Genomic DNA, 19,247 nt, shown 5'->3' with positions numbered 1-19,247 from the left:
TGGCCATCTAAATTTATTACAGATGAAGCAGCGAGAACTTTTTTTGGCAAAGCAGCAGCAGTATCAAGAAGATACAGCCCTTTATGAAGAAAACCTTGGCCCAATATCTAGAGCTACATTCACTTTATCAGGAGCTTCCTGCAGAGGACCCCGATCGCCCAAGCCTAAAAGCGGCTTTGCTCAAGACCAAAGCGGGCCTAAAGGCCTTTAAGCCACAGCTCAAAATGGAAAAGGCCAATTTGGAGCAGCTATTTTTGGCCCTTAAGGAAGAGGATATTCCGAAGGAGCGGTACAGACAACAACTAGCGCTATTTTTTGCAGATCTTCAGCAAGGAGTATCATCTAGACTTGGAAAAAAGCCAGCTTTAAAAACGGGGGTTGGCCTTATTAAGTTACGTTCAGATTTAGTATTATTTTTCAATCAAGTTCCTGGTCCGCTCAGTAAACAACTCCATAAGGAGATTAAAGTAATTCCTATTGATACCAATGTTGAAGACTTTCTAGCGGCCTTTTTGGCCATTTTAGAAAAATACAGCCAAGAAGATCAAATCAAGGCGAACTGGTTCAATACCTTTAGTATCAAAGAAGAGAATTTACTAAAGAAAATTAGCTATCAGCAACTAGAAAGCATTTTGGACCAAGCCCTGGCCAAAGATGACTTTTTGACGGAGGAGGAACTAATAGAGCAGCAAAAAAAGGATCTTCTCCTGTTAGAAGAAAAACTAGCTGGGGTAATCAGCTATATTAAAATGAAAATCAATAATGAATACGACTTGCTCCCAGCTGCAGAGGAATACTTCAAGTATAAAATTAAATCTACCTCCTGTATTTCTAATTTGACGGCTGCGAGGCAAGGGATACACCCTAAATTGCATGCCTATTTATTTCAAAATTGGGCCGCTGCGATTCAAGCAGAGCAAGAGTATGATCCTCAATTATTGAAGAAAATACTCTTGGACAATACTAAACTTCCAAAAGACTTTGCAGAAAATTGGTTTAAGGAAGATATGGCTATTGCCAAAATCAATGAACAAGAGTTATTGGCCAATAATTGGTCTACAGGATGTTTTGTAAAAGAGCAGCTCCTCCTTGAAATTAAGGACGAAGAAGCAAAAAAATGGATTCGATCAGCCTGCTCAGCTTGGATCAGTGAATTTAAAACGCTTCTTCGTCAAAACCCTCAGCGCTGCATCAATAAAGATCAGTTTCTCGCTAGTTTAGAACATGAATTTATGGAGGGAATAAAGGGGGAAGATGCCTTTTTTGTTTATGACCGAATTAAAGAGGTAGTCTTATCATCTAAAATGAAGTTTTTGAATGGGGAAAAAACAAAGTTTTCACAGCAGCAACTTTTAGACTGCGTCTTTCAAGATAGCATTTTAGGGCTTGGAGAAGAGGATAGACTAAACACAGTGATTAGTCGGCTAAAAGCAAATCCTGAAATTCAAGTACAAAAAGATTACTTGCTTAAATTTAAAATCAGCTTACTTCCTGCTCCTGCTGGTTTAGAATATATAGTTTTGCAAGCGAGTCGATGCGCTTATAAGACCATTCAAAAACCAGAATTTAAAGACTCTAGTTACTTTGTCCAACTAGCATTTAAACATGCTGATTTTCCCTTTATCAACTTTGATGGAGAAATGCGCCTGAAAGTAGATTATGCGCTGAAAAATGTCTTATTTCAAGGCAAGTCAAGGCCTGCAGCCTTTGTTGTTGCGCTCAATGATGAAGGAGAAAAATGGATAAAAGGCTATAATAATGAAGGAGTATCATTAACCGCCTCGGTCATTGAGCAAAAGTGCTTAGCCCCCAAGTTTGAAAAATGTATAGCTACTACAATAATAGCCGTTCAACTAGTAGTAAACTATCATGTAGAGACATTTCTAGGGGTCACCAAAGATAAATGGATAGCGAAGGGAGAAGACCCCACCAATAGTACTGATCTTAGTCAATTAGCAAAAGCCTTAAGTTTTAATATTGGCAATTATATTAGTGCCGACCCCAGCAGTTGGTCGGGCATAAAAGAGTATCCTTCTGTGCGCATTCGCTTCGACCTAAAACTGTCTTCTGAGCTCATTGCAGATAAAGTTCAACAAGTAGCTTTAGATTTTAAACAAAATCAATCTGGTCCTTGGACGGTTAGCCTAAAAGGGGATAGTTCTTGGAGAGAAAAACAATCCTAAATGGCCTATTTTTTTGGCCCTTTTCGCTTAGACCAAAGCCCCAAACTTCCCGTTTGGGGCTTTGGTCTTTTTGGGCCAATCCCTGCAGCTTTTGTTTAATTTTAGATGCCGTTCAATTCATGAAGGTTTCCACCCTCATTCATATATCATGGCAAAGCAATACCGCTTCTAAACGGTTTTGCAGGCGGCGAAGCCGCCGCAGGCTGAGGGATGGACAGCAGTGGCCCGAAGGGCCAGACCGAAGCGCACAGCGCTGAAGGGCCGAGCGAACAGCGAGCTGCGACACAGCCCGACCCGCCCAAAGGGCGGGGCAGCCCCAAAAAAAGACCCTCCACAAAAAAGTGAAGGGCCAGTTAGCTTTTATTGGCTTTATTTAGCCTTCAAAATGGACCGAGAAAGTAATTCCTTGGGCAAACAGCTTATCGATAGTTCGAGAGTAAATCAACTGATCGTTTCGGCTATGGATATTATTGATGCCATGCGAAAACTTGATTTCGGGCGAGAGGATGAAGTAGGGAAAGAAAAACTGCAGGCCTACGCCATACTCGACGAGGATGTCGCTACTTTGGATGCGGACCAAATCCTCGGCTTTGCGGGCTCTAGAATTGGAGGCGAGGTCGAGGCTATACTTGGCCCCCACAATAAAGAAAGCGCGGACATCTTGGTAGGGTTTCGATTTGTAGCGAAACTGAATGGGGAAATCGAGGAAAACCGATTCGATATTTCGGCTAACGATTTCTTGAGTGGGCAGAGTATACTCTAGGCGGCGCTCGGCAAAAGAGAGGGTAGGCAAGTTGAAGCGCAGGTCCATATTTTCGCCAAACTTAATATTGGTCACGATTCCGAGGTTGAAACCGGGGCCATTAGAAGATTGGATCAGGCGAATGCTATCGTTTTGGATCAGCGTTTCGGAGCGTTGAATTTGGTAGCGCGAGCTATTGTAGCCCAGGGTAATTCCGAAGTAGTAGGTCTTTTTGGAAAAAGCGTAATAGTTGAAAGTTCCTCTTTGGGCAGACAAGCTAGGCCCCAAAAGGAGGAGGGCCATTATGCAGGTTTGCAAGCCGAGTAGAGCGAACAAATTCCGGTGGTGAGTGGCTGGCATTTCGTATCAGTTAGTCCAAGTTTAAGCAATAAGTTTTCAAAGTCTTTTCCTTCGGGAAAAGCCTGCACTGACTCATAGAGGTAGGCATAGGCTTTCTGATCCTTGGAGGTCAGGCGGCCAATACCGGGCAGAATGCTACTGAAGTAAAAGTTGTAAACTTGCTTAATAGGAAAGACTTTAGGTTTGGAGAATTCGAGGACCACGCATTTTCCGCCGGGGCGCAATACTCGTACCATTTCTTTGAGGCCGGCTTCTACATTGGCGAAGTTGCGTACTCCAAAAGCAACGATGACGGCATCAAAACTATTGTCTTCAAAGGGCAGATGTTCAGAATCACCTTCTTCTAGGATAATAATTTTATTTAGGCCTTTTTTAATAATTTTTTTGCGGCCTACATCTAGCATACCAACAGAGATATCCACGCCAATAATTTCTTCTGGAGAAAGTTGCTTGTAGGCCTCTAGGGCAAGGTCGGCGGTTCCTGTAGCCACATCGAGGATGCGTTTAGGCTGAATATCTTGGAGTTCGGCAATGGCTTTGCGGCGCCAGCTCTTGTCTATGTTGAGTGAAAGGAAGTGATTGAGGAAGTCGTAGGTCTTAGAAATGTTGTTAAACATTTTGGAAACCTGGGCCTTTTTTTCGGCTTCTACTTCATAGGGCTTAACCTCTTCCGATTTTATCTTTTGAACACTCATATCAATTTTACTATTTTGTGAACGGAAAACAATTGAGTTGCCTCATTTGCCCTGGCAAATGTGCTACAAAGGTAACAGGAATAGCCCAATAAAGGTTGATATGATTATAAAAACTGCAGAATACCTCATTAGTGTGCCCAAAGTAGAGATGGCACCCAATTCCGATCGCCCCGAATACGCCTTTATTGGCCGTTCTAATGTGGGGAAATCTTCGCTCATCAATATGCTCACTGGCCATAGTAAGTTGGCCCTGACCTCTGGCCGGCCCGGAAAAACCCGAATGATCAACTACTTTGATATCAATAAGGAGTGGTATCTGGTCGATTTACCCGGCTATGGCTATGCCCAAACAGGCAAGCAAAGGCGGCAAACTTGGCGCAAAATGATTGAGGAGTATTTCTTGCTCCGGATTTCTATGCAATGCGCTTTTTTACTGATTGATAGTGGGGTGCCGCCCCAAGATATTGATATTGAGTTTGCCAATTGGTTGGGGGAAAACCAAATCCCTTTTGTTGTCGTCTTTACCAAAACCGATAAGAAAAAAGCCCGACAAGGCGATAATTATATTCGAGCCTTTAAGCAAAAATTAGGCGAATACTGGGAGCAACTGCCTCCCTGCTACCTCAGTTCTGCCGAGACCAAAAGAGGCAGAGAGGAATTGCTAGAGCTTATCGAATCGGTCAATGCCAATTTTGAACCCCTGCATTAAGCCATCTCTTTCTCTCAGCTAGCCTTTTTTTATGATCACTTACAAGAGAATTTTTCAAATTTCTATGCCCATTATGGTGGGCTCCGCCGTACAAAACCTAATTACCCTCACCGATACCATTTTTTTGGGCCGGGTGGGCAAGGTAGAGCTGGGCGCCATTGGCCTAGTGGGCGTCTTCTATTTGCTCATTACTTCTATTGGCTATAGTTTTACCAAGGCAGGCCAGATCATGATCGCCCGAAGAATCGGGGCCGATCAGGAAAAAGAAATTGGTCCACAAGTACACGCTATGGGCATTTTTGCCTTCTTGCTGGCCTTGCTTATGTTTTTTCTCCTAGCTTTCGGCAGCCGAACCTTCTTTGGCTGGTTTGTTACCGACCCCGATATCTATGAGGCCTGTATTGCCTATCTCGATTATCGATGTTATGGAGTCTTTTTCTCCTACCTAGGGGTCGCTTTTGTGGCCATGTATACCGGCCTAGCCCGAACCACCGTCATTATTTATAATGCCGTTGTGATGGGGGTCGCCAACACAATCCTCAATTATGGGCTCATTTTTGGCCATTTTGGCCTACCCGAAATGGGGATCTCTGGGGCCGCCCTAGCCTCTACCCTAGCCGAGGTTTTGGCCTTTGGCGTCTTTATTATTTATGTCCTGCTCGACAAAAAATGCCATGATTACCAACTCTTCAAATGGCCCGAATTAGATATTGAACTCATCAAGGCCCAACTCCGCCTTTCTGGCCCCATCGTCCTGCAATCTATCGCTAGCGTGGGCAGTTGGTTCGTCTTTTTTGCCCTGATCGAACAACTCGGTCAAAAAGAACTAGCCGTTTCCAATATCATCCGAGCCGCCTACATGATCTATATGATTCCCGCCTGGGGCTTCTCCTCCGGCATCAATACCATCGTTAGCCAGCTCATCGGCCAAGAACAAAGCAGCTCCGTCATGACGGCCATCTACAAAACAGCTATTCTCTGTTTTGTCGTGACCATGCTGGTCACGAGCTCGGTGGTCATCGCCCCCGACTATATTCTGCGCATCGGCACCGACGACCCCGTCCTCATCCGAGAAGCCAGCAAATTAGTCTGGGTGTTGGTCACCCTAATCACACTTTATAGCTTCAGCACGATCTATTTTAACGGCCTGGTAGGCACCGGCGCCACCAAACAATCACTGCTCATCCAAGTTTCTTCGGTCCTCCTCTATATGCTCTATGCCTATATCGTGGTGGGCGTTTTCCGCGCTAGCCTAGAATGGGCCTGGATGACCGAAACCGTCTACTGGATTGCCTGTTTGGCCGCCTCCGCCTGGTATCTCCGTAGCCAAAAATGGGTAAAAATTAAGATCTAGTGGTTTTGGGGCCTCCGCTGCGGCTTCGCCTTGCGGCGCTACGCTTTGGGGCTCGCAGGTCTGCTCGGCCCTGCACAAAAAAACAAGTTTTTTGCTTGGTCTGGCCTTCGGCCACCCCGCCGCATCGCTAGGCCATTTGGCCTTCGGCCACTGCTCCACATCGGTTACTCCCTTTGGTCATCGAACTGCACCCTAAAGGGCTTGTTGTGGCCATTTGGCCTTCGGCCAGGGCGGCTTCGCCGCCCCTCACCTCCTAAATAGAATTGTTTCTTATGAGCAAAATAATACTCTTTCTTCTTTTGGCCTTCAGCCTTTGGGGCTGCCAAAATACAACATCAAAAAATGAAATCCCCAAGGCAGAAGCCGAACTGCTCCGCAGCTTCCAAAATTTCAATCTAGAAAGCCAACAGTTTTTTGATGGGGCCGCCAAATTACAATGCGCCTGCCTGCTCGAGCAAGAAGACCCCCTCTCCAAACTGCCCGCTAACGGCCCAATAGATAGCAGCCAACAACAGATTATTGAGCAATACCAAAACTGTAATGCCGATAGCCCACCCCCCTCTGCCGAAGTCTTCGCCAAAATTTCAGAAGACCTCCAAAAGTTTTCTGGCGCTTCGGCTCCCGGAGGTAGTAGCGACCAAAAAATGCAGGCCCTCTCTACCGCTCTGCTCCGCCTGCATTGCCCCGAAAAACAAGCCCTGGCCAAAAAATTAAATGCGCTTTTAGACCAAAAGGAAAAACAGTAAATTTTAAGCCCCAAAAATAATAATAACTCTCCCTCTTTCAAGAACAAATAAACCAATGTTGCCCAGAACAACAAACCCTCTTCCATTCCTTTAATAAATTTGGCCAAGCCATGAACCACTTCCAATATGGAGAATAAAAAATGCCAAATAGCAATGCTATTTGGCTAGGACTAGAATATAAACCTTAATCTAACGAGCTGTTTAGTTCTCTGGGCACTTCTTACAACGCTTGCCCTTCTTCTTCTTGTATTTTTTACAACACTTCTTCTTGAGCTGATACTCAATAATAGGAAGTTCAAAAAAGCCCTGCCGGGGCAATTCAATCGGTTGAGGAATCTGTAGTTTTTGCATGTCTTAGTAGTCAGTATGCGAATAGAATCAACTATCAAGAGCAAATATAAATCTTTATTTAGATTTAGTACAGATAAAAACGCTTTTTTAGGGTTTTTTTTGGGCCAAATAGCCGTATTTTGGGCCAAAATCAAGAAAATATGCTCTATTTGGTCCCTACGCCTATTGGCAATTTAGAAGATATGACCTACCGCTCGGTCCGCATCTTAAAAGAAGTCGATTATATTTTGGCCGAAGATACCCGCAGTTCTCGGCCACTTTTACAGCATTATGCTATAGACCAACCCCTTTATGCGCATCATGCGCACAATGAGCAAGAAAGTAGCTTGCAGGTAGTCACGGACCTCAAGGCGGGCAAAAGCGTAGCCCTTATTTCTGATGCAGGCACTCCCGGTATTTCAGACCCTGGCTTTTATTTGTTGCGGGCCTGTGTGGCCGAGGGCTTAGCCGTTAGTTGCTTGCCCGGCGCCTCGGCGGTTATTCCGGCCTTGGTTGGCGCTGGCCTCGCCTGCGACCGCTTTCATTTTGAGGGCTTTTTGCCCCACAAAAAAGGGCGGCAAACTCGTTTAAATTATTTGGCCGATTTGCCCAATACCTTTGCCCTTTATGAATCTCCCCACCGCCTAGAAAAATGCTTGCAGCAATTGGCCCAAGTTTGTGGCCAAGAGCGGCAAGCCGTAGTTTGCCGAGAACTCTCTAAAAAGTTTGAAAGCTTTCATCGAGGAAATTTAAGCGAGCTACAAGCCTTTTTTAAGGCCCATCCCGATAAGGTCCGAGGCGAAATTGTCATTGTGGTAGAAGGACAAAGCGAAAAGAAAAAGAAAAAAGACAAATACGCCAAGTTCAAGAAAGCCCCCAGGCGGCCAGAACTCGACTAGCCATCTGCACTCTCAAAAATGAGGGCCAAGGGATCTTCTAACATAAAACGCAATAAGACCTGAGCGGTGGCAAAAACATCCTTTTTGCAATAGACCTCAATACGGTCCAAATCGCCATCCTCCCAATAACTTCGGCCCACTTGGCTGCCATCAATATCATCTTTGGGAGTAGGAATGCCAAAAAGGCCACAGAGCAACTTGAGGGAAGTATAGGCCTTATAATCGCCAAATTTCCAGAGCGTCATGCTATCCAAAAAGTGATGCAGCTCCCAAGGCTTTTTGCCATAAATTTGAAGAGGCGCAGGCAAGGGCAAGCCCTGCACAATCATGCGGCGGCAGATATAAGGCATATCAAATTCCTTAATATTATGGCCACAAACATATTGCTGCCCTCTGCGCTGAAAATACTTGCTCAGCATAGCCGAGAAATCTTGTAGTAGGACCTTTTCATCATCTCCATAAAAGGATTTGAGGCGGAGCTTATACTGTCCCTCCTCATTTTTAGTAAATACCCCCACCGTAATGCAGACAATTTTGCCAAACTCAGCATAAATACCTGCTTTTTCGGGATAATAATCGGCCGCAGTCATTTTTTCTTCTTCAGCCAAGCGACGCTGTAAAGCCTCTGCCTTGAGCGCCCAGAGCTTTTGCATAGTTGGCGAAAGCTCGGCATAGCTAGCCGCAGCAGAAACGGTTTCAATATCAAGCACTAAGGTATGCTCTAATATACTTTTAGGTAACATATATTTTTTATTTTAGGAATAAATTGCCCAAAGGGCTAGGGATTGGGCCAGAAAAAAGACGGGGAGATTTGGCCACAACAAGCCCTTTAGGGCGCAATGGCCGAAGGCCAAATGGCCTAGCGATGTGCAGCAGTGCGGCAAAGCCGCAGACCAGGGCCGAGCAGACCTGCGAGCTGCGCAACGACAACAAGAACTTTAGTTCGCAGTTCGACGACCAAAGGGAGTAACCGCCGCAAGGCGCAGCCGCAGCGGAGGCCCCAAAATAACATAAGTCTATTTTTTTGTATTTGCTTTAGTTTTATAAAATTACAAAAAAATTCTGCTCCCCCTACCATTTTGTTTACTTTTATGTTACAAAGGCTATTTTTCTTTATTTTGGCCCCTAAGTTATTTAGATCTACCATCCCCTTATGAAATATTTTCTCCTTTTTTCTGTGCTCTTTTTTGTAGTAAATCTAGGGGCGCAAGTTCCAAATCAGCGGCCCGATGCGCAGCAATACGTTTATGATTATGCCGATTTATTGGCCCAAAAAGAGCGCAATGCCCTGCAGCGTTATTTGGAGCTAGTTGCGGCCGCTCAGGAAGTAGATCCTTTGATTGTGGTGGTTAAGCATTTGGGTAGTTCTACTGTAGAAGCCTATGCTTATACTTTGGCGACAAATTGGGGTTTGGGCCAAGAAAAGGCCAATGCCCTACTTATTTTGGTGAGTCGAGCCGAGCATCAATTGCGGATTGAGGTGGGGGCAAATTTAGCCGAGCCCTTGTCTTATGAAGTTTGCAAAAAAGTGATTGCCGACAAATTGAGTCCCGCCTTTAAAAAGGAAGAATACTACTTTGGCTTGCTAGAAAGTATGCAAGAACTGCTAAAAAAAGGCGGTTTTCAGGCTGCAGATCCAGAAAAAATGGGCTTATCGACCAGAAAATCGAGAGAGGCGAATCTGATTTGGCGAATACTTTTTTATCTTTTGCTCATTGTTGCGGCCCTCTTTGCCTTTTTCACCTTATACGGCTGGGGAGCGGGCAAAGCCTCTCCGGTTAATCATCATGATTATAGCCGCAAAGGCAAGCAAGACGACTATCGGTTTAGACGGCGAAGAAGATGGTATAGAGACCATAGTGATTACTCGGACTATTCGGATAGCGACAGTTTTGATTATTCCGATTATTCGGATAGTAGTTCCTCTTCTGATAGCTCCTTTTCTGGTGGCGGCGCCTCTGGTAGCTGGTAAAACTCTCTTAATTCTATTCCCATGAAAAACTTTTCTCTTCTCTTTCTCTTTTTGCTGCTGGCCATCTCGCCAGCCTTGGCCCAATATCCCACAGCCCCCGATCCTGTTCGATATGTAACGGATCTGGGCAGTTTTTTAAATGAGGAGGAAGAGCTGCTGCTCGAACGCTACCTCCTAGAGGTCTACAAACAAAATGAAGAGCAACTCCAAATTATTGTTGTTACGGTCCCCAACCTCCAAGGCCAAAGTATTAAGGAATATGCCAACGGCCTAGCCCGAAGCTGGGGCATTGGCAAAAAAGGTAAAGACAATGGCCTGCTTATTTTAGCCACTAAATCCGAAAGAAAAACCCGCATAGAAGTAGGCTATGGCCTAGAGGGCAGCTTTCCAGATATCTTCTGCCAAAAGGTGGTCGATGAACAACTAGTGGCCAATTTCAAACAAAGAAAGTTCTTCGATGGCTTTGCCTCCGCTACCGATGCCCTACTCGAAAAAGGCCTCTATAAAAAGCCTAGTATGCAGGCCATCCAATCAGCCGAAGACTTTATTAAGGCCCAAGAAAACCTCCAAAGAAAGATCGAAGATATGTATGAGGAGGATAATCCTGGCCCAAAAACCTATGACTATACGCCCAGTACGCCCTCCAGAGAGAAAAAAAGCGCTTCCAAAGAGAGAATTATCTCTGCTTTAATGATTTCCGCCATTTTTATCTTTTTCATTATTTTGATCATCAGACACGGATTCACTACAGCCTATAGCAGCCGAGATTATAGCCGAAAAGGCCGAAACCAATACCGCAACAAAAGTAGTAACTATAAAGACAGTTCCGATTACTCCGACAGTAGCAATAATAGCACAATCGTTAGCAACTATTCCGATTATTCTGACTACTCCGATTATTCTGATTATAGCGACTACTCTGACTACTCCGATAGTAGCTTTGACAGCGGCGACTTTGGCGGCGGTGGTGCCGATGGCGATTGGTAAGTTTTTTATTCTTTTTTTGGGGCTGCCCCTGCGGCCTTCGGCCTTGGGTCGGGCCATTTCGCAGCTCGCAGGTCTGCTCGGCCCTGCAGGCTTTTTCGCTTTGCTTCAAAAGCCTTTGGTCTGCCGCCTTCGGCGGCCCTGCTACAGCCCCTCAGCCTGCGGCGCTTCGCGCCTGCTAGACCCAAGAAAGGGGCAAAACTTAGGTTTTGCCCCTTTTTTTATCAAAAAATATAAGTTTCCATATAGGCTGGACAAACTTGCGTTTTCTTTGCTCTTGCCAGCTTTTGAAAGATTTAGTTTTTTTGCGTAGCTTTTAGAAAAATTTAATTATGAATACTGTCGTCTTACTTTTATCTAAACAGGCTTTGCCCAATCTTTCTTTTGTCAAATTGCTCAAGGCCCAAAATAGCCCCATCCAACGCTATATCTTAATTGGGAGCGATTTTACAGAAAAAAACAAGTTTCATCTCCACCTCATAGAGGCCCTCGGCCTAAAGGAAGGAGAATACGAACTTTGGAAAATAGACGCAGAGTCTTATGTACAAGCCAAAAAAGATCTGGCTCAGCAGCTGGCCCAAAAACAAAATCAAAATGCACAAAAGTTTTGGCTCCACCTTACCGGCGGCACCAAAATGATGGCCATGGCCGCCCAAGACAGCTTTAAGAAACATAGCAAAACAACTAAAGCTGTACAATTAGGAAGCTATTATATGCCTTTTGGCGGAAAGCTGTTACACAAAATCTACCCCAGCGCAAAAAGTAAAAAAATTGCTCAGCTCGATTTTACACTTAAAGAGTATTTTGGCGCTTATGGCTACAAAATTAAACCTCAGGCCCCAAAACTTAGCCCCACTCAAGTAGAAGAAATCTGGACCCAACTACAAGCCGATAACTTTAATAAAAACCAAGCAATAAAAATGGCGAAGCTGCCAAAATCAGGCGACTTTTGGGAAGAGATTATCTATAATTTTGTCAAACAAAAGTACCAACTCGAAGATCAGCAAATTGCCTGCGGACTTGAGTTTAAACCTCTCGATGGGAAAAAAAGAGGCAATGAAGATGGCAACGAACTCGATATTGTCTTTCTTAAAAATGATCAGCTCTATATTATTGAGTGTAAAGCACTCCATGGCGAAGGAAATGAACAAAAAAAATTCCCCGGCAAAACAATGATCTACCCCGCTATTTATAAGGCCGCAGCCCTTAGCCAAAACCTTGGACTCAATGCCAATAATTTTCTTGCCGTAGCCTGTCCTATTCACCCCGCCGCTAGTTCTAAAAAACGCATTAACGTCCTAGACAAGGAACAAAATGTACAGACCTTCTTTGCGCAAGAACTAGCCGAAGCTATAGATATAGATAGTATTCTAAAAATTAAATAAAACAAAAAAACCTTTATTATGTTCCTCAATTTATCTAACCACCCAAGCAGCCGCTGGAGCGGCAAACAACTGACAACGGCCCAGCAATACGGCCAACTACAAGATCTCCCCTTTCCAAACATCCCTCCTGCGGCAACGACAGCAGAAGTAGAAGAAATGGCCGAAACCTACAAGAACAAAGTGGTCCAACTAGCCCCAAAAATCGTCCACCTCATGGGCGAGATGACCTTCACGGCCTGCCTGGCCCGCAAGCTGCAAGCTGAAGGCTTGCAGTGTGTGGCCAGCACAACAGAACGCATTGTGCTAGAGGAAGAAGACGGCAGCAAGACCGTAAAATTCAACTTTGTTCAATTTAGAACCTATCCGAATCTACTAGAGTAAATGCCTATTATCTTAGAGCGAAAACTAGGGGTTTCCCAACTTTGGGTTTGGGAGCAAACTGAGCCTTTGGACCAACTAAAAGCGGCTTTGCCCCAAAGCCTATTGGCCCAAATTCCCCAACAAGCGCAAGCCGCCCTAGCCTACTGTAGCAGCCGATTGCTGTTACAGGAGGTTTTTGGACGGCCTGCGCTTTTGTCATTGACAAAAGATGCCCAAGGCCGCCCTTTTATACATAATAAAGCTATTTCAATGAGTCATTGTAAGGGCTTTTCGGCCCTGACGATGGCGGGCCCAAGGCCCGGCCTAGATGTAGAAGGACCAAGAGGGGCCCAACTGGCCCGAATTGCCCATAAATTTATTCTGCCCGATAAATTACAGGCCCTGCAAGAACGGCCCAAAGAAGAATACCTAGAAGCCCTAGCCAATATCTGGTCGGCCAAAGAGGCTTTGTTTAAAGCTATGGGCGGAGGCGGTATTGATTTTAGAGAACATCTCTCTATTGATTACCCCCCAGAAATGCTCCAACTGCCCGGCCGCTTTAGCGCCCGCTATCATGGCCCAAAAGGCCAAGTAGAATTTGCCCTAGAAGCCCTGCCCCTCCCCCAACAACATCGCCTGATTTGGTGCATCTAGAGGAGCGAAGCGACTGGCCTAGCGATGTGAAGCAGTGCGGCAAAGCCGCAGACCAAAGCCGCCAGAGGCGGCTGCAGGGCCGAGCGAACAGCGAGCTGCAAAACGTAGCGCCGACGAGCAAAGCGAGGCGGAGGCCCCAAAAAATCCCTCGAAAACAGCAGAATTTTATTTTTGTTGCGCATTAAGGGCAGACAGATTTGAAAAAAGCCCAAAAAAAACGCATTTTTGGGCCGTTTTTCTACACTTTGAAAAGAATGTCAAGAGATGTCAAAATATAGATCACATCATTGTAATGAATTGAATGCTAGCCAGCTAGAACAAGAGGTGCGCCTAGCGGGTTGGGTGGCCGATATCCGCCACCTCAGTAAATCGCTGTCTTTTATTACGATTCGCGACCATTACGGCAAGACCCAATTGGTTTTTTCGGAGGAACAAGGCCAGGCGTTTGAGCTCGCCCGCAGCCTCAAACCCGAAAGCGTTATCCTTGTAAAAGGAATTGTGCGCTCTCGTGGAAAAGATGTGAACCCCGATATGGCCACCGGAGAAATTGAGGTGGAAGTGCAAGAATTGACCATCGATTCTTTGGTGGAACAACTCCCTTTTCAGTTGCATGAGCAACCCAATGAAGACCTTCGCCTGAAGTATCGCTTTATCGACCTGCGCCGCAGCGAGCTGCAAGAAGCCCTCAAGTTGCGCTTTAAGTTGATGATGGAGATCCGTACTTTTTTGGCCCAAAAAGGCTTTTTGGAAATCCAAACGCCTATTCTTACCGCTTCTTCGCCCGAAGGTGCCCGCGATTATGTGGTGCCCTCTCGCCTTTATCCCGGCCAATTTTATGCCCTCCCTCAAGCTCCTCAGCAGTATAAGCAGCTATTGATGTGCTCTGGTATTGATAAATATTTCCAGATTGCGCCCTGCTTCCGTGACGAAAACGCCCGTGCAGACCGCTCTCCCGGAGAGTTCTATCAGCTAGATATGGAAATGGCCTTTGTTGAGCAAGATGAGCTGTTTGCCCTTTTGGAAGAGATGTATGAATACCTCTTGCCCAAGGTGACCAAAAAGAAAATGCAGCAGTTTCCCTTCCCTCGGATCAAGTTTAATGACTCGATGGAATGGTACGGCTCTGATAAGCCCGATATCCGCTTCGAGATGAAGATGAAGGAGCTCACGCCCTTGTTTGAGCATTCTGGTTTTAAGGTCTATCAAGAGATGTTTAAGACCGGCCAAGTGGTCAAGGCTATTTTGGTAGAAGGCGGTGCCAGCCAATCTCGCAAGTTCTTTGACAAGGCCCAAAAAGAGGCCAAAGCCAAAGGCGCTTTTGGTATCGGTTACCTACAATATAAGGATGGGGAAGTAAAAGGCTCTGTGGCCAAACCTCTCAGCGAAGAAGAAATTGCCGCTATTGCCGAGCAGATGGGCGCCAAAACTGGCGATGCCGTCATTTTAATGGCAGGCGGTCGCAATTTGGTCAATAAAGCCCTTGGACACATCCGCGTTTGGGTGGCCCAACAAATGGGCTTGGCCGATGAGGATACCCTGGCCTTCTGCTGGATCGTGGATTTCCCCATGTACGAGTATGATGAGGAAGCCGAAAAATGGGACTTCTCACACAACCCCTTCTCTATGCCTCAGGGCGAAATGGAGGCCCTAGATCAAGCCGCCGCTTCTGGCAATTATGGCGATGTCCTCGCCTACCAATACGATATTGTTTGTAATGGTATCGAGCTCTCTTCTGGCGCTATCCGTAACCACCGCCCCGACATTATGTACAAGGCTTTTGATATCGTTGGCTATAGCCGCGAGGTGGTCAATGAACGCTTTGGCCATATGATCTCGGCCTTCAAATATGGCGCACCCCCTCATGGTGGTATCGCTCCTGGCCTCGATCGTATGGTGATGATTTTTGCCGATAAGGAGAATATCCGCGAGGTGATTGCTTTCCCGCTCAACCAACAGGCCAAAGACCCCATGATGGGTTCTCCCGCGCCTATCATGCCCGAACAATGGGAAGAGCTACAACTTCAAGTGGTTCCCAAAAAAGAAGAGGCCAAATAAGCTAATTCAAGCATAAAAATGAACGCCCGCTACCCTATAGTAGTGGGCGTTTTTCTTTGCCCTCCCCTACTGCAGTTTTTAGCGCTTAGCTTCATTTTGCCTAACATTTTTTGCCTTTAGCTGTTCTCTGCTTATTAGTAGGATGTTTTGGGGCTGCCCCTCCCTTCGGTCGGGTCGGGCCATTTATTCCCGTTGGTCATCGAACTGGCGCCCCTATAGGGGCTGGTTGTCGCAGCTCGCTGTTCGCTCGGCCCTTCGGCGCTTTCAGCACCTCGGTCTGCCGCCTGCGGCGGCCCTGCTACAGCCCCTCAGCCTGCGGCCCTATCGGGCCTGTAGAAGCCCTACACCACCAAAAAATTATTTAATAGACACAGCTTATGATCAAAACGTTTCAGGCTCAAGAGATTGCCAACTTACCCAAGCGGCAGCGCACCACCTTTGTCAACCATCTATCGGGGTTTAAGTCGGGCAATTTGGTGGGCAGTATTTCGGCTGAGGGCCAAGAGAACCTGGCCATTTTTAGTTCTGCGGTCCATTTGGGGGCCAATCCGGCCCTCATTGGCCTTATTTCTCGGCCCTTTACGGCGGATGTGGTTCGCCATAGTCTGCGCAATATTCGGCAGCAAAAATACTTTAGTCTCAATCAGGTGCATCAGGGCATTTATGAGCAGGCCCATCATAGCTCGGCCCGTTATCCCGATGGGGTATCAGAATTTGAGGCCACGGGCTTACACCCTCAATACATTGGTGATTTTCCAGCTCCTTTTGTCCAAGAGGCCCAGTTAAAAATAGGCTTGCGGCTAGAAGAGGAAATCCCCATCATAAAAAATGGGACCTACCTCATTGTTGCCGCCATAGAATACGTAGAGCTGCCCCAAGCCGCCTTTGATGAAGCAACTGGACAAATTGATTTGGAGAAAATGCAGGCCGTTTGTATTTCGGGTTTAGATAGCTACCATAAAACGGAGCAGTTGCAGCGCCTGCCTTATGCTAAGCCTAAGCAATAGGCGGAGGCCCCTAACCATTCCGAGAATCGGTCCCCCAATGTAGCTTTTTGCGGATCATGTACAAAAAGTTGCGATCATCGGGGCGGAGCAAAGTCGTTTGGAAATCGCATTTGCGGATCGCCAGCTGACAGCTGGCCTGAATGGCCCGATAGCGAGAATCTAGGGTGCAGAGAAAATGCTCGGCTCGGCCCTCCACCTCAAAAGAGATGACCACATCATCGGAAAGGACGATGGGGCGGACATTTAGGTTATGCGGGGCAACGGGCGTGATGATAAAATTGCCAGAGCGGGGAAAAATGATGGGTCCCCCACAGCTCAGAGAGTAGCCCGTAGAGCCCGTGGGGCTGGCCACAATAATCCCATCGGCCCAATAAGAATTGAGAAACTCGCCATTTACGTAAGTGTGAATAATAACCATAGAAGAGGTATCTCGCTTGAGGATAGCGAAATCATTGAGGGCAAAATTGGCGCTACCAAAGAGGGGGCTAGAAGACTCTAGCTGCAAAAGCACCCGTTTATCTTCTACCAAAGCGCCTTGCTCAAAAGCTTGTAAACTCTCTTCTATTCGGTGCTTTTCGATCATGGCCAAAAAGCCTAGGCGGCCCATATTGAGGCCCAAAATGGGCACGCCTGTATCGCGGACATAAGTCACGGCTTCTAGAATCGTCCCATCTCCGCCCAAAGTAATACAGCAATCGAGTTCGGCCTCACGGAAATCCTCATGCGTTTGGAAACAATGGAAAGAATTATTGATTTTAATACGGCCCATAAAAGAATCATAGTACTCTTGATAAATATAGAGTTCCCATTCGGGGCGGCGGGCGAGGGCATCAAAGACCTCTTGGACCAACTGCTGTTGTTCCTTTTTTAGAAAGCGGCTAAACAGAGCGATACGCATAGGGCTAGAGATTCATTTTGAGGCGAAAAAAGAAGGCTGTTTCTTTGGATTGGTTGAGGCTATATTCAAATTGGAGCACAAAGCGGTACTGCATCAGGCCGAGGTCAATGGCGGGGCCAGTCCCCCAAAGCGAGCGATTGACCAAACTGCCCTGCTGCTGATAAAAACGATCCCAAACATAGCCATAATCTAGATGATAACGCAGATGCAGGGCCATAAAAGGCGTTTTCGCCTCGCCCCATTCCATCAATTTGACATTGATATCGCTGCGCCAGAGCAAATAATCTTGTCCATAAATTACATAATATTGGTTACCCCGCACCAATTCCTCTTCAAAACCTAGGGCCTCTTGTTCAAAAAAGGCTTGCTTTTGTCGGAGCAAGCTCAGTTTACCACTCAATTGGCCGCCTACACTCCAGTAGCCACCGCCAAACTTATGGTAATAGCCCAGATGTCCGCCCAAGGTCCATTGATTGAGCTCATTGAAGATGCCCAGGCCTTTTTTCTCGGTTTCGGCTTGTAGGTAATAGCCCTTAAAGGGGTAGTTTCGGAAATCTCTGCGGTCCTTGGACCAGCTATAGCGCAGGCGAAAATCTCTTTGGCGAGCTTTGCCCAAAAGGAAATCGGCATTTTGGGCAAAAATAGAATCGCTCACCCCATAATTATGAAAGCCTAGGGTCAGTTGCTGTTGGCTCCAGACATCTTGGCGAAAATAGAGGCCTGCCCGAAAGCGGAGGCGGTCAAACTGAGCGCTTTTGCTGTTGAGGTCTCTATAAAAAAGGCGTTTGTTATCTGCTATTCCATAGGCTAGCTCTTTATTATTGGACCAAAGGCCCTCTATGCTATAGCCCCAAGCGTTTTTGTTGCCTAGCGGGGGCATGAGATAGACCAACTCGACCTTAGGGCTATAGCCAACTTGCCCAATCAGTTTGAACATATCGTTATAGCCTCTGGGGTTGCGCCAAAGGCCCCAAAGGCCCAAATTCACCCTTCGGAGATCAAAGTTGAAGCTTTTCCACCAAACATTAAAGTTGCGGTCGGCAAGTTCGAGCATAGGGATAGGGTAGATACCTAGGTTTTCATCTAGTTCGATGCCTAGAATGATGCTTTTGCCCTCCCATTCTTTTACTCGGAGCAGCACCCTTTTGAATAGGCGGCTATTGAGTAGACTTTGTTGGGCCAAATCTAGCTGCTCTTGCAAATTATTGAGTCGAACGCTATCGCCTACACTAAAAGGCAGATAGGCGGCCACCGTTTTGGCTTTGGTCCGCAACTTCCCCCCCTGCAGATCAGAGAGGATAAGGCTATCTATACGGACATAAGGAAGCTGAGCTTGGGCCTGATGGCCTAAGCTCAGCAAGAGGATAATAAAAAGAAGAAAACGCATTTAGCTGCTGGGAATTTGAAGATAATTAGAACTGCCATGGGCCAAGACTTTGCCCTCTTGATCTAGGAGTAGGCAGCGCATATTGGCCGAGCGCTTACCAATGCGGATGAGCTCGGGCTGTGCAATGACTTTCTGCCCCTCAAAAGCGGCCCGCACAAAATCTAGTTGTAGACTAGTGGCATAATAGGCCCGATCTTCTGAAAGCACAAAGAGCTGCATACCCATGCTTTCATCCAAAATGGCCGAGATGGCCCCGCCATGTAGGCTACTCATAGGATTGAGCATATCGGGGCGGACCTCAAACTCTAGTTGGAGCATGCCCGTTTTTTCATTCACAGACAGAATTTTGGCATTGAGCCAAGCCCCCAAACCACTAATATTCCCTTCTATATGTTGGCCTTCATGAGCCTTGACAAAGGCGATCTTTTCTTTTGACATTTGTTTTTGATTTTGCATTATAGGATCTGCAAAAGTAGTTTTTTTTTGCTGGCCAAGGGAATGTTTTTGCTCCCTTGCGTCCTACAGGC

General features: G+C 46.3%; 19 protein-coding genes. 12 read left to right on the top strand and 7 right to left on the bottom strand.

From position 1 onward, the window contains the following. The first annotated feature begins 83 nt into the window (after window positions 1-83). Complete coding sequence (locus tag SAPGRDRAFT_RS13760; protein WP_002659861.1) at window positions 84-2,183, top strand: hypothetical protein; 2,100 nt, start codon at window positions 84-86, stop codon at window positions 2,181-2,183. Between the two features lie 373 nt (window positions 2,184-2,556). Here the strand turns inward: SAPGRDRAFT_RS13760 and SAPGRDRAFT_RS13755 are convergent, their stop codons facing one another. Together SAPGRDRAFT_RS13755 and ubiE are read right to left on the bottom strand one after the other, a co-directional pair. Beyond that, window positions 2,557-3,228, bottom strand: a complete 672-nt coding sequence (locus SAPGRDRAFT_RS13755; RefSeq protein ID WP_002659860.1) for a porin family protein — start codon at window positions 3,226-3,228, stop codon at window positions 2,557-2,559. Next, entirely contained in the window at window positions 3,228-3,980 is a 753-nt protein-coding gene (ubiE, locus tag SAPGRDRAFT_RS13750) for a bifunctional demethylmenaquinone methyltransferase/2-methoxy-6-polyprenyl-1,4-benzoquinol methylase UbiE (RefSeq protein ID WP_002659859.1), read from the bottom strand. Before ubiE ends, SAPGRDRAFT_RS13755 begins: the two co-directional genes overlap by 1 nt. Before the next feature lie 100 nt (window positions 3,981-4,080). Between ubiE and yihA the strand changes: the two genes are divergently transcribed. The 3 genes from yihA (at window position 4,081) to SAPGRDRAFT_RS13735 (ending at window position 6,789) form a co-directional block, all read left to right on the top strand. Beyond that, window positions 4,081-4,689, top strand: a complete 609-nt coding sequence (yihA, locus tag SAPGRDRAFT_RS13745) for a ribosome biogenesis GTP-binding protein YihA/YsxC (RefSeq protein ID WP_002659858.1) — start codon at window positions 4,081-4,083, stop codon at window positions 4,687-4,689. A gap of 31 nt (window positions 4,690-4,720) precedes the next feature. Then, window positions 4,721-6,043, top strand: coding sequence for an MATE family efflux transporter (locus SAPGRDRAFT_RS13740; RefSeq protein ID WP_002659857.1), 1,323 nt, complete (start codon window positions 4,721-4,723; stop codon window positions 6,041-6,043). Between the two features lie 272 nt (window positions 6,044-6,315). Further along, window positions 6,316-6,789 carry a hypothetical protein gene (locus SAPGRDRAFT_RS13735; RefSeq protein ID WP_037350281.1) on the top strand — a complete coding sequence of 158 codons (474 nt, stop codon included), beginning with the start codon at window positions 6,316-6,318 and terminating at the stop codon, window positions 6,787-6,789. Window positions 6,790-6,990: 201 nt separating this feature from the next. Here the strand turns inward: SAPGRDRAFT_RS13735 and SAPGRDRAFT_RS22970 are convergent, their stop codons facing one another. After that, window positions 6,991-7,140, bottom strand: a complete 150-nt coding sequence (locus SAPGRDRAFT_RS22970; RefSeq protein WP_156001928.1) for a hypothetical protein — start codon at window positions 7,138-7,140, stop codon at window positions 6,991-6,993. A gap of 140 nt (window positions 7,141-7,280) precedes the next feature. Between SAPGRDRAFT_RS22970 and rsmI the strand changes: the two genes are divergently transcribed. Then, entirely contained in the window at window positions 7,281-8,018 is a 738-nt protein-coding gene (rsmI, locus tag SAPGRDRAFT_RS13730; RefSeq protein WP_002659855.1) for a 16S rRNA (cytidine(1402)-2'-O)-methyltransferase, read from the top strand. Here the strand turns inward: rsmI and SAPGRDRAFT_RS13725 are convergent. Further along, window positions 8,015-8,761, bottom strand: coding sequence for a 3'-5' exonuclease (locus tag SAPGRDRAFT_RS13725; protein ID WP_002659854.1), 747 nt, complete (start codon window positions 8,759-8,761; stop codon window positions 8,015-8,017). The genes rsmI and SAPGRDRAFT_RS13725 overlap by 4 nt on opposite strands. A 410-nt stretch (window positions 8,762-9,171) precedes the next feature. Here SAPGRDRAFT_RS13725 and SAPGRDRAFT_RS13715 point away from each other — a divergent pair, with 410 nt between their 5' ends. The 7 genes from SAPGRDRAFT_RS13715 (at window position 9,172) to SAPGRDRAFT_RS13675 (ending at window position 16,435) form a co-directional block, all read left to right on the top strand. Next, window positions 9,172-9,990 carry a TPM domain-containing protein gene (locus tag SAPGRDRAFT_RS13715; RefSeq protein WP_002659852.1) on the top strand — a complete coding sequence of 273 codons (819 nt, stop codon included), beginning with the start codon at window positions 9,172-9,174 and terminating at the stop codon, window positions 9,988-9,990. Between the two features lie 21 nt (window positions 9,991-10,011). After that, the gene (locus SAPGRDRAFT_RS13710) at window positions 10,012-10,977 is read left to right on the top strand and encodes a TPM domain-containing protein (protein ID WP_002659851.1); all 966 of its coding nucleotides are present in this window, start codon (window positions 10,012-10,014) and stop codon (window positions 10,975-10,977) included. 329 nt (window positions 10,978-11,306) lie between these two features. Next, window positions 11,307-12,359 carry a Card1-like endonuclease domain-containing protein gene (locus tag SAPGRDRAFT_RS13700; protein WP_002659850.1) on the top strand — a complete coding sequence of 351 codons (1,053 nt, stop codon included), beginning with the start codon at window positions 11,307-11,309 and terminating at the stop codon, window positions 12,357-12,359. A gap of 18 nt (window positions 12,360-12,377) precedes the next feature. Then, window positions 12,378-12,740 carry a hypothetical protein gene (locus SAPGRDRAFT_RS13695; protein WP_002659849.1) on the top strand — a complete coding sequence of 121 codons (363 nt, stop codon included), beginning with the start codon at window positions 12,378-12,380 and terminating at the stop codon, window positions 12,738-12,740. After that, a complete protein-coding gene (locus SAPGRDRAFT_RS13690; RefSeq protein WP_002659848.1) occupies window positions 12,741-13,373 on the top strand; it encodes a 4'-phosphopantetheinyl transferase family protein in 633 nt (210 codons plus the stop codon). It begins immediately after the preceding gene. Window positions 13,374-13,637: 264 nt separating this feature from the next. Beyond that, entirely contained in the window at window positions 13,638-15,428 is a 1,791-nt protein-coding gene (gene aspS / locus SAPGRDRAFT_RS13680; RefSeq protein ID WP_002659846.1) for an aspartate--tRNA ligase, read from the top strand. Between the two features lie 377 nt (window positions 15,429-15,805). Continuing rightward, window positions 15,806-16,435 (top strand): flavin reductase family protein, encoded by a 630-nt coding sequence (locus SAPGRDRAFT_RS13675; protein ID WP_002659845.1) that lies wholly within the window; start codon window positions 15,806-15,808, stop codon window positions 16,433-16,435. A gap of 10 nt (window positions 16,436-16,445) precedes the next feature. Here the strand turns inward: SAPGRDRAFT_RS13675 and SAPGRDRAFT_RS13670 are convergent, their stop codons facing one another. The 3 genes from SAPGRDRAFT_RS13670 to SAPGRDRAFT_RS13660 are packed head-to-tail and all read right to left on the bottom strand — an operon-like array spanning window position 16,446 to window position 19,158. Beyond that, window positions 16,446-17,333 carry an NAD kinase gene (locus SAPGRDRAFT_RS13670; RefSeq protein WP_002659844.1) on the bottom strand — a complete coding sequence of 296 codons (888 nt, stop codon included), beginning with the start codon at window positions 17,331-17,333 and terminating at the stop codon, window positions 16,446-16,448. A gap of 4 nt (window positions 17,334-17,337) precedes the next feature. Next, window positions 17,338-18,720, bottom strand: a complete 1,383-nt coding sequence (locus SAPGRDRAFT_RS13665; RefSeq protein WP_002659843.1) for a BamA/TamA family outer membrane protein — start codon at window positions 18,718-18,720, stop codon at window positions 17,338-17,340. Then, window positions 18,721-19,158, bottom strand: a complete 438-nt coding sequence (locus SAPGRDRAFT_RS13660; RefSeq protein ID WP_002659842.1) for a PaaI family thioesterase — start codon at window positions 19,156-19,158, stop codon at window positions 18,721-18,723. It lies immediately after the preceding gene. Between the last annotated feature and the right edge of the window lie 89 nt (window positions 19,159-19,247).

This window comes from Saprospira grandis DSM 2844 (genome assembly GCF_000275825.1).
Lineage (GTDB): Bacteria > Bacteroidota > Bacteroidia > Chitinophagales > Saprospiraceae > Saprospira > Saprospira grandis_A.
The sequence above is the reverse complement of the archived record's forward strand: the minus strand, read 5'-3'. Positions and strand labels throughout refer to the sequence as shown.